At 62.5% G+C, this 15,135-nt stretch carries 15 protein-coding genes; 7 read left to right on the top strand and 8 right to left on the bottom strand.

Features of this window, described 5'->3' with window-relative positions:
• Positions 1-5: 5 nt before the first annotated feature.
• Positions 6-779 (bottom strand): anti-sigma factor family protein, encoded by a 774-nt coding sequence (locus tag SFY93_RS26995; RefSeq protein WP_320445258.1) that lies wholly within the window; start codon positions 777-779, stop codon positions 6-8.
• Between the two features lie 18 nt (positions 780-797).
• The gene (locus tag SFY93_RS26990) at positions 798-1,286 is read right to left on the bottom strand and encodes an RNA polymerase sigma factor (protein WP_089265487.1); all 489 of its coding nucleotides are present in this window, start codon (positions 1,284-1,286) and stop codon (positions 798-800) included.
• 225 nt (positions 1,287-1,511) lie between these two features.
• On the opposite strand from SFY93_RS26990, the gene fabI reads away from it, so the two are divergent.
• The 4 genes from fabI (at position 1,512) to SFY93_RS26970 (ending at position 5,347) form a co-directional block, all read left to right on the top strand.
• Positions 1,512-2,333 carry an enoyl-ACP reductase FabI gene (gene fabI / locus SFY93_RS26985; protein ID WP_093756866.1) on the top strand — a complete coding sequence of 274 codons (822 nt, stop codon included), beginning with the start codon at positions 1,512-1,514 and terminating at the stop codon, positions 2,331-2,333.
• Between the two features lie 11 nt (positions 2,334-2,344).
• Positions 2,345-2,944 (top strand): histidine phosphatase family protein, encoded by a 600-nt coding sequence (locus tag SFY93_RS26980; protein WP_320445257.1) that lies wholly within the window; start codon positions 2,345-2,347, stop codon positions 2,942-2,944.
• Between the two features lie 75 nt (positions 2,945-3,019).
• Positions 3,020-4,105, top strand: a complete 1,086-nt coding sequence (gene aroC, locus SFY93_RS26975; protein ID WP_089265485.1) for a chorismate synthase — start codon at positions 3,020-3,022, stop codon at positions 4,103-4,105.
• Positions 4,106-4,156: 51 nt separating this feature from the next.
• Complete coding sequence (locus SFY93_RS26970) at positions 4,157-5,347, top strand: adenylate/guanylate cyclase domain-containing protein (RefSeq protein ID WP_320447862.1); 1,191 nt, start codon at positions 4,157-4,159, stop codon at positions 5,345-5,347.
• Between the two features lie 2 nt (positions 5,348-5,349).
• Here the strand turns inward: SFY93_RS26970 and SFY93_RS26965 are convergent, their stop codons facing one another.
• From SFY93_RS26965 to SFY93_RS26955, 3 genes are all read right to left on the bottom strand, one after another.
• Positions 5,350-6,105, bottom strand: coding sequence for a hypothetical protein (locus tag SFY93_RS26965; RefSeq protein ID WP_320445256.1), 756 nt, complete (start codon positions 6,103-6,105; stop codon positions 5,350-5,352).
• Between the two features lie 90 nt (positions 6,106-6,195).
• Complete coding sequence (gene clpS, locus SFY93_RS26960) at positions 6,196-6,507, bottom strand: ATP-dependent Clp protease adapter ClpS (RefSeq protein WP_320445255.1); 312 nt, start codon at positions 6,505-6,507, stop codon at positions 6,196-6,198.
• A 48-nt stretch (positions 6,508-6,555) separates the two neighbouring features.
• On the bottom strand, positions 6,556-7,872 hold the full coding sequence (locus SFY93_RS26955) for a tetratricopeptide repeat protein (protein ID WP_320445254.1): 1,317 nt from the start codon (positions 7,870-7,872) through the stop codon (positions 6,556-6,558).
• A 220-nt stretch (positions 7,873-8,092) separates the two neighbouring features.
• Here SFY93_RS26955 and SFY93_RS26950 point away from each other — a divergent pair, with 220 nt between their 5' ends.
• Positions 8,093-8,938 (top strand): DUF1194 domain-containing protein, encoded by an 846-nt coding sequence (locus tag SFY93_RS26950; protein ID WP_092145074.1) that lies wholly within the window; start codon positions 8,093-8,095, stop codon positions 8,936-8,938.
• 6 nt (positions 8,939-8,944) lie between these two features.
• On the opposite strand, the gene SFY93_RS26945 is transcribed toward SFY93_RS26950, so the two are convergent.
• The 3 genes from SFY93_RS26945 to SFY93_RS26935 form a co-directional block, all read right to left on the bottom strand.
• Entirely contained in the window at positions 8,945-10,264 is a 1,320-nt protein-coding gene (locus SFY93_RS26945; protein ID WP_320445253.1) for a cobyrinic acid a,c-diamide synthase CobB, read from the bottom strand.
• Positions 10,265-10,328: 64 nt separating this feature from the next.
• Complete coding sequence (locus tag SFY93_RS26940) at positions 10,329-11,873, bottom strand: acyl-CoA synthetase (protein WP_320445252.1); 1,545 nt, start codon at positions 11,871-11,873, stop codon at positions 10,329-10,331.
• A 234-nt stretch (positions 11,874-12,107) separates the two neighbouring features.
• Positions 12,108-13,280, bottom strand: a complete 1,173-nt coding sequence (locus tag SFY93_RS26935; protein ID WP_320445251.1) for an acetyl-CoA C-acetyltransferase — start codon at positions 13,278-13,280, stop codon at positions 12,108-12,110.
• Between the two features lie 141 nt (positions 13,281-13,421).
• Between SFY93_RS26935 and SFY93_RS26930 the strand changes: the two genes are divergently transcribed.
• Both SFY93_RS26930 and SFY93_RS26925 read left to right on the top strand, forming a co-directional pair.
• On the top strand, positions 13,422-14,087 hold the full coding sequence (locus tag SFY93_RS26930; RefSeq protein ID WP_093756860.1) for a TetR family transcriptional regulator: 666 nt from the start codon (positions 13,422-13,424) through the stop codon (positions 14,085-14,087).
• A 228-nt stretch (positions 14,088-14,315) separates the two neighbouring features.
• Positions 14,316-15,074: an SDR family NAD(P)-dependent oxidoreductase gene (locus tag SFY93_RS26925; protein ID WP_231079680.1), complete on the top strand. Its 759-nt coding sequence runs from the start codon at positions 14,316-14,318 to the stop codon at positions 15,072-15,074.
• Positions 15,075-15,135: the final 61 nt, after the last annotated feature.

Raw genomic sequence — 15,135 nt, 5'->3', positions numbered from 1 at the left:
TGTCCTCATCCCCCGATCTTCTCCGTCTGGTCATAGATCTGGCGCGCGACCTGGTTGAGCCGGTCCTTGTCGGTGGGGCCTGACACGACATAGCCGACGCCCTTGTCGGCCCAGAACATGGCGCCGTCCTTGTCCTGCGCGGCATAGCGCATCTGGGTGGCGTCGGCTTTCGCCGCACGCGAAGTGTAGAGCGTGTAGCGCTCGCCCGACGGGCTCTCATACATGAAGAAGGCCGCAGGCGCTTCGGGGCCGGGCAGCAAGCGTCCGCCGACCAGCTTCAATCCGGCCGCATCGAGTTCGGGCGCCTTGATCTCGTAGCCGACGCGCTTCGACAGCCACTGCTGCAGGTGTGCACGTTCATTGGCTGCGACTTCGACCGGATGACGGACTTCGACCACATAGGTCCGGTGCGCACCGAGCGCGTCCACCGTGAAACTCCGGAATATCGACGGCGTGGTCGCTGCGCCGCGTGCGACCCAGCCCGCGCTGCCACCTGCAACGAAGGCGACGAGCGTTGCGGCGACGGCGCCGTAGATCCAGCGCCGCGGCTGCTGAACCAGTCGCTCGATTTCCAGCCGCTGCGGCACGGCTTCGTCGGCAATCGCATCGTAGCGGGCATGCAGCAACTCGGCCATCGCGCGCCATGATGCGACGCGCTCGGCATCGTCAGGATGTGCCGCGAGCCAGGCCTCGACATCGGTGCGGCGCTCGGCCGGCAATTCATTATCGACGAAAGCGTGCAATTCGTCTTCGGTCACGGGAATGTTCGGTCCGGTCATTATCATCTTCCCTTTAAATCATTTGACCGCGCGCAGCGCCGGGCGCTCGCCGTCGAGATAGGCTTTGACATGGGCGCGGGCGCGGGCGAGGCGCGACATCACGGTGCCGATCGGCACGCCCTGAATGTCGGCGACTTCGCGGTAGCTCAGGCCCTCGAGCATCACGAGCAGCAGCACCGAGCGCTGCTCTTCGACGAGGGCGGCAAGGGCGCGCGAGATGTCGCGCCCTTCGGCTTCGGTCCCGCTGGCATCCGGATTGTTGTCGAACAGCTCGGTGAAGACTGGTTTGCGTGCCAGCGACCGGCGGCGGTTGCGGTTCAGATTGGTTAGGATCGTATAGAGCCAGCTTCTGAGATCGCCGCCGATGAACAACTTCTCTGAGCGCAGCGCGCGCACCAGCGTGTCCTGAACCAGGTCGTCTGCGATGTCGGTGTCACGCGCCAGCGCCCGCGCATAACGGCGCAGCGCCGGAATCATGCTCTCAACGCTCTCGCGAAAGGCGCTCATGGGGCTCGTGCCATCCGTTGCAATCCTGACGGTATCTTGGGCGGTCCGCAATTGCGCCGCATCTATCATAACACCTTGGCGGACCGTCTATTCCGGCGTTAAGCCCGGACGGTAAACAGCCACATAACCGGGCTTTTGGGCTGTACCGGACGCAAGTGCTGGTGTACCCCCAAGGCCAGATCGGCATGGACTGCCAAGTTATCAGCCAAGCAAATAGGATGTGATATGAGTGAAGTTTCAGGCCTGATGAAGGGCAAGCGCGGCGTTATTCTCGGCGTCGCCAACAACCGCTCCATCGCCTGGGGCATTGCCAAGGCGTGCCAGGCGCAGGGCGCCGAGATCGCGCTGACCTATCAGGGCGATGCGCTGAAGAAGCGCGTGGAGCCGCTGGCGGCGGAACTGGGCGCGCTCGTGCTTGGTCATTGCGACGTCACGGATGCCGCGACCATCGATGCGGTGTTCGACGAGCTCAAGGCGAAGTGGGGCAAGATCGACTTCGTCGTCCATGCCATTGCGTTTTCCGACAAGAACGAGCTCGAGGGCCGCTATGTCGACACCACGGCGGAGAACTTCAGCAAGAGCATGCTCATCTCCTGCTATTCGCTGACCGCGGTTGCGCAGCGCGCCGAGAAACTAATGACCGACGGTGGTTCGATCATCACGCTGACTTATTACGGCGCCGAGAAGTGGATGCCGAACTACAATGTGATGGGCGTCGCCAAGGCCGCGCTCGAAGCCAGCGTGCGCTATCTGGCGGCTGACCTGGGCGAGAAGGGCATCCGCGTCAATGCGATCTCCGCCGGCCCGATCAAGACGCTGGCCTTCGCAGGGATTGCCGACTCCCGCTACCTGCTGAAATACAACGAGGTCAATGCGCCGCTGCGCAAGAACGTCTCGATCGACGAAGTCGGCCAGAGCTCGATGTATTTCCTGTCTGACCTGTCCTCTGGCGTCACCGGCGAAGTGCATCACGTCGATGCTGGCTATCACGTGCTCGGCACCAAGGTGCCGGATGCGCCGGATATCTCGATGGGCGGCAAGGACTGATCGCTTAGTCCATGCCGAAACCAACCATCTATTATATTCGCCACGGTCAGACCGAATGGAATGCCGCCGGTCGCTTTCAGGGCTCGAAGGACATTCCGCTCAACGATCTCGGTCGTGAGCAGGCGGCGCATGCCGGTGGTGTCCTTAAAGATCTGCTGGCGCGCGACGGGCGCACCAACGGCGATGTCGCATTCGTCTCCAGTCCGCTCGGCCGCGCGCGCAACACCATGGAACTGGTGCGCGGCAGGCTCGATCTGCCGCATGACGACTACGGCCTCGACGATCGTCTGCGTGAGATCGGCTTCGGCCACTGGGAAGGCTTTACGCTGGCCGAGCAGGAAGCCGCACATCCCGAGATCTTTGCGGCGCGCTTGCGCGACAAATGGAGCCTGCCGGCGCCGGGCGGCGAGAGCTACGCTGAGGTGCAACTCCGGATGCGCGAATGGGTTGACGGCCTGACGGGCGATACCGTTGCCGTTGCCCATGGCGGTACGGCGCGGGCGCTAATGGTGGCGCTGGGCTTTGAGACGCCGGACGGAGTCAGTGAGCTGCCGATCCAGCAGGGCGCGGTCTACGTGTTCAACGCCGACGGGATGGACAAGTTTAGTTAAGCATTGCGGCTGACCGGGCGATTTGACCCCTCGGACGGCCCGCGTTACGACATCTGCTCAAGCAGCGAGCGCCCCATGTCCCACAACACCTTCGGCCACATGTTCCGCGTCACGACCTTTGGCGAGAGCCACGGGGTGGCGATCGGCTGCGTGGTCGATGGCTGTCCGCCGCTGATTCCGCTGGATGTTGCCGAGATCCAGGCCGATCTCGATCGCCGCCGTCCCGGCCAGTCGCGCTTTACCACGCAGCGGCAGGAAGCTGACGCGGTCAAAATTCTGTCCGGGGTCATGGCGCATCCGGAAACCGGCGTGCAGGTCACGACGGGGACGCCGATCGCGCTGCTGATCGAGAACACCGACCAGCGCTCGAAGGACTATTCGGACATCAAAGACAAGTTTCGGCCGGGTCACGCCGACTTCACCTATGAGGCCAAATACGGGTTGCGCGATTATCGCGGCGGCGGTCGCTCGTCGGCCCGCGAGACCGCAACGCGCGTCGCCGCTGGCGCCATTGCGCGCAAGATCGTACCGGGCATGACGGTGCGTGCGGCGCTGGTGCAGATGGGACCGCACAAGATCGACCGCGGCAATTGGGATTGGGACGAGGTCGCCCGCAATCCATTCTTCTGTCCGGACAAGGACAAGGCTGCCTTCTTCGAAAGCTATCTCGACGGCATCCGGAAATCCGGCTCGTCGATCGGCGCGGTGATCGAGGTGGTCGCCGACGGCGTGCCCGCAGGTTTGGGCGCGCCCATTTACGCCAAGCTCGATGGCGATCTGGCAGCGGCGCTGATGAGCATCAATGCGGTGAAGGGTGTCGAGATCGGCGACGGTTTCGGTGCTGCGGAATTGTCCGGCGAGGACAATGCCGACGAGATGCGCATGACCAATCACGGCCCGTCCTTCCTGTCGAACCATGCCGGCGGCATCCTCGGCGGCATTTCCACAGGCCAGCCGGTCGTGGCACGTTTTGCCGTGAAGCCGACTTCGTCGATCCTGTCGCCGCGCAAGACCGTCGATCGCAATGGCGCCGATACGGACATCCTGACCAAGGGCCGCCACGATCCCTGCGTCGGCATCCGCGCCGTGCCGGTGGCGGAAGCCATGGCCGCTTGTGTGCTCGCCGATCATTTCATTCGGCATCGCGGACAGGTCGGCTAGAGTAAGTGACTGACCGAAGCCCGCGTTCGCGCGAGTTTGAAAGTGCCAGCCGTGTTGCCCGACAAGCTCAGAGAGATCATCGACTGGCTCAGTGACGGTGCGCGATCCGCGCCGACGCCATCGCGCATGATGGCGGAATGTTGCGAACGGCTTGTCGCTGCGGGGCTGCCGCTATACCGCGTCGGCATCTTCATCCGCACCCTGCACCCGGAAATCTTCGGCCGCAATTTCATCTGGCGTCCGGAGACCGGGGTCGTCCTCAGCTCGGTTGATTTCGACATTCAGGAGGCGCCTGAATTCCTCAGCAGTCCGCTTGCGCTGGTCTTCCGTGAAGGTGTCGAGGTTCGCAGCCGACTTCATGAGCCATCAACCACACCCTTTCCTTTTTTCGACGACATGCGCGCCGAAGGCGTCACCGACTATATCGCGATCCCGCTCACCTTCGTCGACAACATGCTCCACGCATCAAGCTGGACCACGAAGCAGCCTGGCGGTTTTACGGACGAGCAGCTTGCTGCCTTGAAAGCGGTGTTGCCGACATTGGCGCGGTTGATCGAGGTCATCGGCATACGACGAGTGACAGTGACACTGCTCGATACCTATGTGGGCAATCGCGCTGGCGGACGTATTCTCGGTGGTCAGATCCGACGCGGCCACACCGAGACCATGCGCGCAGCGATCTGGTTGTCGGATCTGCGCGGCTTTACGGCGTTGTCGGACCGATTGCCGCCGGAAAGCGTCGTCGAGATTCTCAACCACTACTTCGATTGTCAGGTGCCTGCGATCCTCAAGCATGGCGGCGAAGTGCTTAAATTCATGGGCGATGGCCTGCTGGCCGTGTTTCCCATTGCCGAGGATGATGCGGATCGTTCGACGGTTTGCGGCCATGCGTTGGAGGCCGCGCGTGAAGCCAGCGCTGCCGTTGAAGCGCTGCGCTGGTCGGATGCGGCAGGTGCCGAAGAGCGCTTTCGCTTCGGTCTGGCACTGCATGTCGGCAAGGTACTTTACGGCAATATCGGTGGCGGCAACCGGCTCGACTTCACCTGTATCGGCCCGGCGGTGAACCTCGCCGCACGTCTGGAGAAGATCGCGGGCAGGCTGCATCGTACAGTGGTCGCGTCGACCGCTTTTGCTGGTGCGACAGACGCCGACTGGGCCGATCTCGGTGAATTTCCCATCGCTGGCTTCGCCAAGGCCGAGCAGGTCTATGGATTGGGCGATGAAACCGCGGTCGCCGGCTGAGGTCAGTCGCCGCGCAGATGGGATTGCTTGAGGGCCGCGGTCAGGATCATCAGGGTCACCCAAAGCCGCAGCATCGCGAAGCTGAAGATAAAGACGAAGAAGATCAGGTTTCGGATGAAGGTGTTCGTCGTTGGCGCCTGCCCGTAGATCGCAATCGCGTTGCGAACGAGACCCTGGACAAAACCGAGGCCGAAATAGGCGGCGGTCAGGACCAGAAGGCCCACGCCGAGCCACGCGCTTCGCCTGGCGAATTCACGGCAAGCCGCGAAGAAACGAACCCTGTTGTCATGGCGTTCGACGCCGACGATCATCAGCAAGATCAGCGTGGCGATGGAGGCATTCCAGATCTTTCCGGCCGCCGTCGGCTGATCGAACGCCATGCCATCGATGCCGCCCATGAAGTTCAGGTCCAGCGGCGAGATCCCGAGCGATACAGAGATCATGCTTGCTACAAGCATCAGCGCGCCGATACGCGCCAGAATGCGCAGCGATAGTCGGAATTCATCTTCGAACGTCATCGCTCCGAGATGGGTCTCGCCGTCGGCAAGCTCGATCGACCGCCGTGCGGTCACCAGAAACGCGAGAAGAACGGCAACCGTGGCGACGAAGATGGCCGGCAAGGCGATAACGCCACCGCTGAACGCGATCACGCGCATTCCCGCTGCCAGCGCGAGCCAAGGCAGGCATTCGATGAAGCGCAAAGGCCCGAACGACAATTCCGGCCGGGATACATATTGCTTGCGGAGTGCAATCGACATCTGGCGAGCTTGCCACATGCCGCCCAACCTCGGATTGAGCCGATCGTTAAATTTTTATCGTCTTGGTGACCAAGGCAGAAGCGCCACGTCCTATTCTTCCGGCTCGGTCGTGAACAGAAGCGGATAGCCCTTGGCGCGGCCGGCATCTGTCGCGCGGGCCGCCTTGGTCTCGGCGACGTCTCGGGTGAACACGGCGACGACGCAGACGCCGCGTTGATGCGCCGTCATCATTACCTTGGCGGCTTGATCCTCGGACATGCGAAATTCCGCCTTCAGCACCCGCACGACGAACTCCCGCGGCGTGAAGTCATCATTGACGAGGATAACCTTGTACAATTTCGGCCGCTCGACCTTCGGCTTGGTCTTAGTCTTGGTCTGCGGGGCGGTGACACTCTCGGGCATGCACACTCATCCGGACGATCGCGCTCTGTGGCGGCGACGCGACGATGATCACTCGGCCGGGCAATCCTTGAGGCGTTGCACGGCATCCTGGTCGCCGCGCTGCACGGCCATTGGTTTCAGTTTACAGGCTCCGGGGACGTCGCGAAACTGCGGGTTCTGCGATAGTTTGAGATCGACCAATGCGGCAAGTGCGTCAGGCTCGCCAAGTTCCGCAGCCTGAATTGCCTCATACAGAACGATATTGAGCGAGGAAATCTGAACCTGCGGATGGCTGGCCAGCAACCGCAGGGCCTTCAGTCGGGAGTCGTAATCCCAGACCCCGGCAGTGATCAGCAAGTCGATCCCCTTTGACACGTCGCGTGGCACCAGCTTTCCATCGAGATAAAGCTGGCCGAGCAGGCCACTCGCGCTCGCCTGATGGCGCTGGCTTTGCAAGATCGATAATGCGCGCTTCGGATCGGCCGGGCCGCCTTCGCCATCGAGCAGCATCTGCGCCAGTTCGGTATCCCCTCCCAGACGATCGCGCGCGGCCTCTTCAAATAGTTTGCGGGCGCGCACCGGATCGTTGAGACGGGTGGCTTCAGCCAGCGCCGCCTTGGCGCCAAACGAGCCGCCTTGGGCGAGACGTTCGAGTAAATCCCGGCCGAGGGTCTGCTCGTCCGGCTGCGGGGATCGCGCGAGAAGCCGGGCAAGCCTGATCTGCTGGTCCGTGCGGGTGACGTTCTCCGGCAGCGGCAACCGAAGCGCGCGCTCGGTCCAGTATCGTTCGGCCGAGGGGTCCCGCTTTACGATGCCGCCACGGCCATAGAGGATGGCGAGCCTGTTTACCGCTGACGGGTTGTCCAGTTCGGCTGCCTTGATCAGCGCGTGCTGTGCCTCGTCGCGCGCAATCAGTTGCGGGCGATCAAGATGATAGTCCCATGAATTGTGCGACTCATAGATTGCGTAATTTGCCTCGCTATCGTTCCGGGCTGCGGCCTCGCGCAACAGTGCGATCGCCTCGGTGCGCCGTTCATGCGGCAGCGATTGAGCGAAGGCCACCTTGTTGCGGACATCGTCCGGAGCTGCAGCGAATGCTTCGCTGCAGGCGGCTTGGCGCATCCGGTAACGCAGCTTCTCTTGTTGCTCGGGGAGGTATTCGGTGGCGTTCCGCAAAAGACGGCGGCATTCGTTGGCTGCGTTGGCGCCGAACGGCTGAATAGGTTCGTCCTGTTCGGCGGCCCCTGTCTTGCGCTGTTCGGCAGGTGCTGAAACGAACAAAGCGATCGCTGCGCCGATGCAAGTGAGCAGTACGGCCCACACGATTGTGTGCCGCGCTGCGGGCTGGCGGCCACCGTTCATCGGTGCATTCAAGGCGGCACTCATGTCGGCCATTCCGGTCGGCAATGGTGGATGTGGCGTTGGCGACATCCTGCGCTAGCTTTGTCGCGCGAACGTGCAAACCGTTCAAATCCGGGGGCAGGCGCCCGTTAACTCTGCCGCAGCGGCAGAGCCGCCATGACCGGATTGTGAACATGCCTGCAGGTTCCTGCTTTGCGGCTCGTCATTTGCATGTCACCATTCGATTCTCAACGGGAGGGCCGCTATGCGCTGGTGTGTCTCGATTGGAGCGGTACTCGTCGCGGGAGCGATGGCCGGCGGCGATGTCGCGAGCATGGCTGCGACAGGCCCGAAAGCGCAGTTTGCCCAGAGCAAGCAGGACCCCGTGGTCGATGTCGAACTGGTGCTGGCGGTCGACGTTTCCTATTCGATGGATATGGACGAACTGGCGATCCAGCGCGAAGGCTATGCCCAGGCCATCGTCTCCAAGGAATTCCTTACCGCGCTCAAGAGTGGCCCGACAGGCAAGATTGCAGTCACTTATTTCGAATGGGCGGCATCGTCGGACCAGAAGCTGATTATTCCCTGGCGTGTTATCGACGGTCCTGAATCTGCCGACGCGGTGGCATCCGAAATCATGAAGACGCCGATCCGCCGGGCATCGCGTACCTCGATCTCGGGCGCGATCTATTATGCCATGCCGCTGTTCGATGAAAATGCGCTGCACGGCCTGCGCCGCGTCATCGATATTTCGGGCGATGGGCCGAACAACAATGGGGGACCGGTGACGGTCGCACGCGACGAGGCGGTCGCGAAAGGCATTGTTATCAACGGCCTGCCGATCATGGCCAAGGAACTGTCCTATTCGACCATGGATATCGAAAATCTCGATCTCTATTACGAGGATTGCGTGATCGGCGGCGCGGGCTCCTTCGTGGTGCCGATCAAGGAGCGCGACAAGTTCAAGGAAGCGATCCGCACCAAACTGGTGTTGGAAGTCGCAGGATTGATGCCCGAGCCGCGCGCAATTCCTGTCGCCAACACGACGAAGGAGCCGCGCGTGAATTGCCTGATCGGCGAGAAGATCTGGCAGGATCGCTGGGGGCGTTAGTTCCCGTTAGCCATCGACCCGCGCAATCGCGTGGAAAAACGTGCCGGTGACATGGCCGCGCCGTCCGCCGCGCTCTGCCATGGGTTCGACCTGCGCGTTGCGGAGATCGACCAGCGGGTCGTCGCTGCCCGGATCAATCAGCGAGGCATAGTGGAATTCGTGGCCACGGATGAGCGATCCCTTTGGTCCGATAGGGCTGTCGGATAGCAATTGCGCCTCGCGATAGCCGAGATGCAAGCGCCGCTTGTGGAAACTCGTCGTGTGGCTGAGCAGCCCCGTCATCGCATGCCGGTTGCCGTCGGCATCCTCCAGGCCTTCACCGAGCACCATATAGCCGCCGCACTCGCCATGGACCAAACGTGTCTGTGCGAAGCGCACCAGCCCGTCGTGGAATTTTTGCGCCGAGGCAAGCGTTGCCACGTGAAGTTCGGGATAGCCGCCTGGCAACCAGCATGCATCACAATCATCCGGCGGAGCTTCATTGGCCAGCGGTGAGAAGCGGACGACCTCCGCGCCGGCATTGCGCCAGCCGTCGATCAGGTGCGGATAGATGAAGGTGAAGGCAGCATCAGCGGCCAATGCAATGCGCTGACCCGGCGGCGGTAAGGCCGGCGCGGCATTGCGGGCCGGCTGTCCGTCGATCGGCGCAGCCAGCGCGATGATGGTATCGAGATCGAGGTGCTTCTCCGCCATGTCGGCGAGTACGTCCATCCGCGTGGCAAGGTCGCCGTGTTCGCCAGCCTGGATCAGGCCGAGATGACGCTCTGGCAGCGCCAGTGCGGCATCCCGCGGAATGGCGCCGACGACGGGGATGCCGAGCGGCGCGATGGCGTCCGTGATAAGGCGGCGGTGGCGATCGCTGCCGACGCGGTTCAGGATCACGCCGGCGACGTGCACGTCAGGACGATGACCGGCAAAGCCGCGCACCATAGCGGCGGCGGATTGCGATTGCGCGGTCACGTCGAGCACCAGCAGCACCGGTAGATTGAAGCGCGCAGCGATACTGGCGCTGCTGCCGTCGCGATCAGCGACGCCAGGTACGCCGTCGAACAGGCCCATGACGCCTTCGACCACAAGCATGTCGGCTGCAGTTGTGGCATCGGCCATCAGCGCCTGCAGCAGGGGCGGCGGCATGGTCCAGCTGTCGAGATTGATGCAAGGCGCGCCAGTCGCGACCGCGTGAAAGGCAGGGTCGATATAATCGGGCCCGGCCTTGGCCGCGCGCAGTACCATGCCGCGCCGGGCTAGTGCCGCGAGCAGGCCGAGCGTGACCGTGGTCTTGCCCGCGCCGGATCGCGCTGCGGAGACCAGCAGGCCGGCGGTCATGATGGATGAACTTGCGACATCGCGGCGGATTACCGCGGCGACTGCGATGCCGCAAGGGCGAGGTTTAGGCCGACGCCTTTTCGCTCTTCGGCCAGTACTTGTCGCGCAGATGGCGCTTCACCAGCTTGCCGGTGGGGGTGCGTGGCAGTTCGGCCTCGAAATCGATGCTCTTCGGGCATTTGATCGGCGACAGGTGTTTGCGGCAGAACACGATCAGTTCGGCCTCCAGCGCCTTGCCGGCGCGGCTCATGTCGTGCGGCTGGACCACGGCCTTGACCTCTTCGCCCATCTCCTCGTTCGGCACGCCGAACACCGCGACGTCGGCGATATCCGGATGGGTGATGAGGACGTCTTCGGTCTCCTGCGGGTAGATGTTCACACCGCCGGAAATGATCATGTAGGACTTGCGGTCGGTGAGGTACAGGAAGCCTTCGTCATCGAGATAGCCGACATCGCCGAGGGTGGACCAGCCGCGCGCGTTATAGGCGCGCTTCGTCTTCTCGGGATCGTTGTGATAGCTGAACTGCGGCGTGTCGGCGAAATACACCGTGCCGATTTCGCCGGTCGGCGCTTCTTGGTCTTCTTCATTGACGATCTTGACGCTACCGACCACAGCCTTGCCGACGGTGCCGCGATGCGACAGCCACTGCTGCGAGTTCGAGACGGTGACGCCGTTGCCTTCGGAGCCGGCGTAATATTCGATCAGGATCGGTCCCCACCAGTCGATCATGCGCGCCTTGACGTCGACGGGGCAGGGGGCTGCGGCATGGATCGCGCCGTTCAATGAAGAGACATTGTATTTCAAACGGACTTCATCCGGCAGCTTCAGCATGCGCACGAACATGGTCGGCACCAGCTGCGACTGGGTGATCTTGTACTTTTCGACAAGCTTGAGGAATTCCTCGGCGTCGAAATGCTCCATGATCACCGACGTGCCGCCGAGCGTGATCGCCATCATGTTGAAGCGCAGCGGAGCTGCGTGATACAGCGGCGCCGGCGATAGATAGATCGAGTCCGATGTCATGCCGCACATGTTCGCGCAGAGCAGCTTCAGGAACGGATTCGGCACGTCGATCGGATTGTTCTCCGAGGCGCGCTTGATGCCCTTGGGGCGGCCCGTCGTGCCCGACGAATACAGCATGTCGTAGCCGGCAACCTCGTCGGCAATCGGCGTGGCGGGCTGAGTGGCGAGGGTGGTATTCCAGTCGCGGAAACCGGGGCGCGAACCGTCGACGATATAGAACATTGGCTCCGCGGCGTTGGTAATCAGCGGCGCAACCACATCGGCACATTTCTCGGAAGTGATGACGACCCGTGCACCGCAGTCTTTCACGATATAGGCGATTTCGTCCTGCGTGAGGTAGCGGCTGATCGCCGTGTAATAGAGCCCGGCGCGCTGTGCGGCCCAGCAGATCTCCATGAAGTCGAGGCGATTCTCCATCAAGAGCGCGATGTGATCGCCGGCCTTCAAGCCCAGCGAGCGGAACAACTGCGCGCCGCGGTTCGAGCGTTCGTCGAGTTCGCGATAGGTGAGCGCCTGGCCGGAGCCGGCCATGCGGTAGGCAATCTTGTCGGGATTGGTCTTCGCGTGAATCGACGGATGCGTCATGGGTGTTTCCTCTGGAGGCCGGCGGATTTTTCCGCTCGTGGTGTCTTTTCCCCTCGCCCCCGGACGCGGCGCAGCCGCGGCTGGTGGGAGAGGGTGGATCGAACCGCGGAGTGGTTCGAGACGGGAGAGGGGGCTCTTCGTACGGAAGCACGAGCCCTCTCCCGCCTTCGCTTCGCTCAGGCACCCTCTCCCACGTCGCGCTGCTACGCAGCGCTGGGGGAGAGGGGAAGAAAATTACAACCTCTCCACGATCGTCACATTCGCCATGCCGCCGCCTTCGCACATGGTCTGCAGCCCGTAGCGCTTGTTGCTCTGTTGAAGCGCATGCACCAGCGTGGTCATCAGCTTGGTGCCGGAGCCGCCGAGCGGATGGCCGAGCGCGATGGCGCCGCCATTGACGTTGAGGCGCTTTGGATCGGCGCCGGTGGCCTTCAGCCAGGCGGTCGGAATCGAGGCGAAGGCTTCGTTGACTTCGAACAGGTCGATGTCGTCGATTGTCATGCCGGCCTTTTCCAGCGCACGCTTGGTGGCGGGCAGCGGCGCTTCCAGCATGATCACGGGATCACCGCCCATCATGGTCATGTGGTGGATGCGCGCCAACGGCTTGACGCCGAGCTGCTTCAGGCCCTTCTCGTTGACGACCATCACGCCCGACGCGCCGTCGCAGATCTGGCTGGCGGATGCTGCGGTGAGCTTGCCGTTCTCGGCGATCAGCTTGACGCCCCTGATGCCGTCGAGTGTGGCGTCGAAGCGGATGCCCTCGTCGATGTGATGGGTGTCCGTGGTGCCATCGGCGCGGGTGATCTGCAGCGGGATGATTTCGTCCTTGAACCGGCCGGCTTCGGTTGCTGCGATGGCGCGCCGGTGGCTCTCGAAGGCGTATGTGTCGAGGTCATCCTTCGACAGTCCGTATTTCTCGGCGACCATCTCGGCGCCGGTGAACTGGCTGAACTGGATGTTGGGATAACGCGCTTCCATGCCCGGGCTCTTGTAGTGGCCCATGCCGGCCTTGGACGCGAGAATGCTTGGCGAGCCCATTGGCACGCGGGTCATGCTCTCGACGCCGGCGGCGATCACGATGTCCATAGAGCCAGCCATCACGGCCTGGGCGGCGAAATGCAGCGCCTGCTGCGATGAACCGCACTGGCGGTCGATGGAGGTGCCCGGCACGCTTTCCGGAAGCTTCGAGGCCAGCACCGCGTTGCGCGCGACGTTGACGGCCTGCTCGCCGCCCTGGCCGACGCAGCCCATGATGACATCTTCAACCGACGCGGGATCGGCGCCGGTGCGTTCAACCAGGGTGTTCAAAACCGAGGCTGCGAGGTCGGCCGGGTGCCAGCCGGCTAAACGCCCGCCCTTGCGGCCACCAGCGGTGCGTGCAGCGGCGACGATATAGGCCTCGGCCATGCGTGATCTCCCTTTTTTGCCTTGTTTGGCGGCGTTTTTCGTGGCGTTGAATGCGCGGGATTTAAGTGTCCGCGGAGAGTTTAGTCAATCAGTCAATTAATTCTTGAGTGCGGCCGATTGTTCGTATTATCTGCGCTCCGAATGGCACCGACTTTGAACCCCAGCACCTCTGTGAAAACCGCCGCTGCCCGTAATCCGACGGCCGACAAGCTGTTGCTCGCGGCGAGCGAGCTCATGATCGCCAGCAACTCCATCGAGGTGTCGCTGAGCGAGATTGCGCAGCAGTCCGGGGTCAATGCGGCGCTGGTGAAATATCATTTCGGCAATAAGGACGGCCTGCTGCTGGCGCTGCTTGCGCGCGACGCCGCCACCGAGATGACCAATCTGGAATATCTGCTGGCGCAGCCGATCTCGGCCACCGCAAAATTGCGGCTGCACATCGCCGGCATCATCAAGGCCTATTACCAGTTTCCCTACATGAACCGGCTGATCCACTACTTGCTGCATGAGAGCAGCAACGAGGCAGCCGATGAAGTCTCGAAGTTCTTCGTGGGGCCGCTGCTCGGCTTCCATCGCCGCCTGCTGGCGGAGGGACTTGAATCCGGCGAATTTCGCAAGGTCGATCCGGTGTTGTTCTACACCAGCCTGATCGGCGCCTGCGACAACCTGTTCTTCAGCCGCCATGCCATGTCGCGCGCCATCGGCGTCGGCCCGGTGACCGATGAAGTCTGCCGCGACTACGTCGCCCATATGGAAGCGATGCTGCTCGGCGGAATCCTCACAAACAAGAAGGCCGCCAAGGCCTGACATCACGAACTCAGAAGAAACGGCCCAAGGAAAACTGCCAAGAAAATTCAAAAACGTCGGGAAACGCCCAAGGAACTAAATTCAAGAACCAAAAATAAGAAACGCCCAAGGACCAGTTCCAAGAACAACAACCAAGAAAACGCCCAAGGACCACTTCTTCTTTTTCTTCTTCGTCGCGACCCAAGAATTCAAGAAACGATCAGAAACGCCCAAGGAAAGGCATTATCGATGCAGTTGAAAGACGTAGCCGTATTCATCACCGGCGGTGGCTCGGGACTGGGCGCCGCGACTGCGCGCGCGATGGCCGCCAAGGGCGCCAAGGTCGCCGTGTTCGATCGTGCGGCGGAGAATGCCGAGAAAGTCGCTGCCGAAGTGAAGGGCATCGCTACCGTCGGCGACGTCACCAGCGAAAATGACGTCAAGGCGGCGCTCGCCAAGGCAGCAGCTGCGCATGGCACCGCGCGCGTACTGATGAACTGCGCCGGTATCGGCGGTTCGCAGCGCATCGTCGGCAAGCAGGGCGTCTATCCGCTTGAGAAGTTCACCAATGTCATCATGGTGAACTTGATCGGTACCTTCAACTGCCTGCGCCTGTTCGCCGAGCAGCTCGCCACCGCCGAACCGATCGGCGAGGAGCGCGGCGTCATCATCAACACCGCCAGCGTCGCGGCCTATGAAGGCCAGATCGGCCAGATCGCCTACTCCGCCTCGAAGGGGGGCGTTGTCGGCCTCACGCTGCCGGCTGCCCGCGATCTCGCCTCCAGCAAGATCCGCGTCAATACGATTGCGCCGGGCCTGTTCCTGACGCCCCTTTTGATGGGCCTCAACGAGGAAGCCCGCGCCAGCCTCGGCGCCCAGGTCCCGCATCCAGCTCGCCTCGGCGACGCGTCGGAATACGGCAATCTCGCGGTCCACATCGTCGAGAACCCGATGCTGAACGGCGAAACCATCCGCCTCGACGGCGCCATCCGTATGGCTCCGCGGTAGTAGTTTTCCTTCCCCTCTCCCCCTGCGCGGCGTAGCCGCGCGCCGTGGGAGAGGGTGGATG

This window comes from Tardiphaga sp. 42S5, from assembly GCF_034044155.1.
GTDB classification, from domain to species: Bacteria; Pseudomonadota; Alphaproteobacteria; order Rhizobiales; family Xanthobacteraceae; genus Tardiphaga; species Tardiphaga robiniae.
This window is presented reverse-complemented; position numbering and strand designations above follow the sequence as displayed.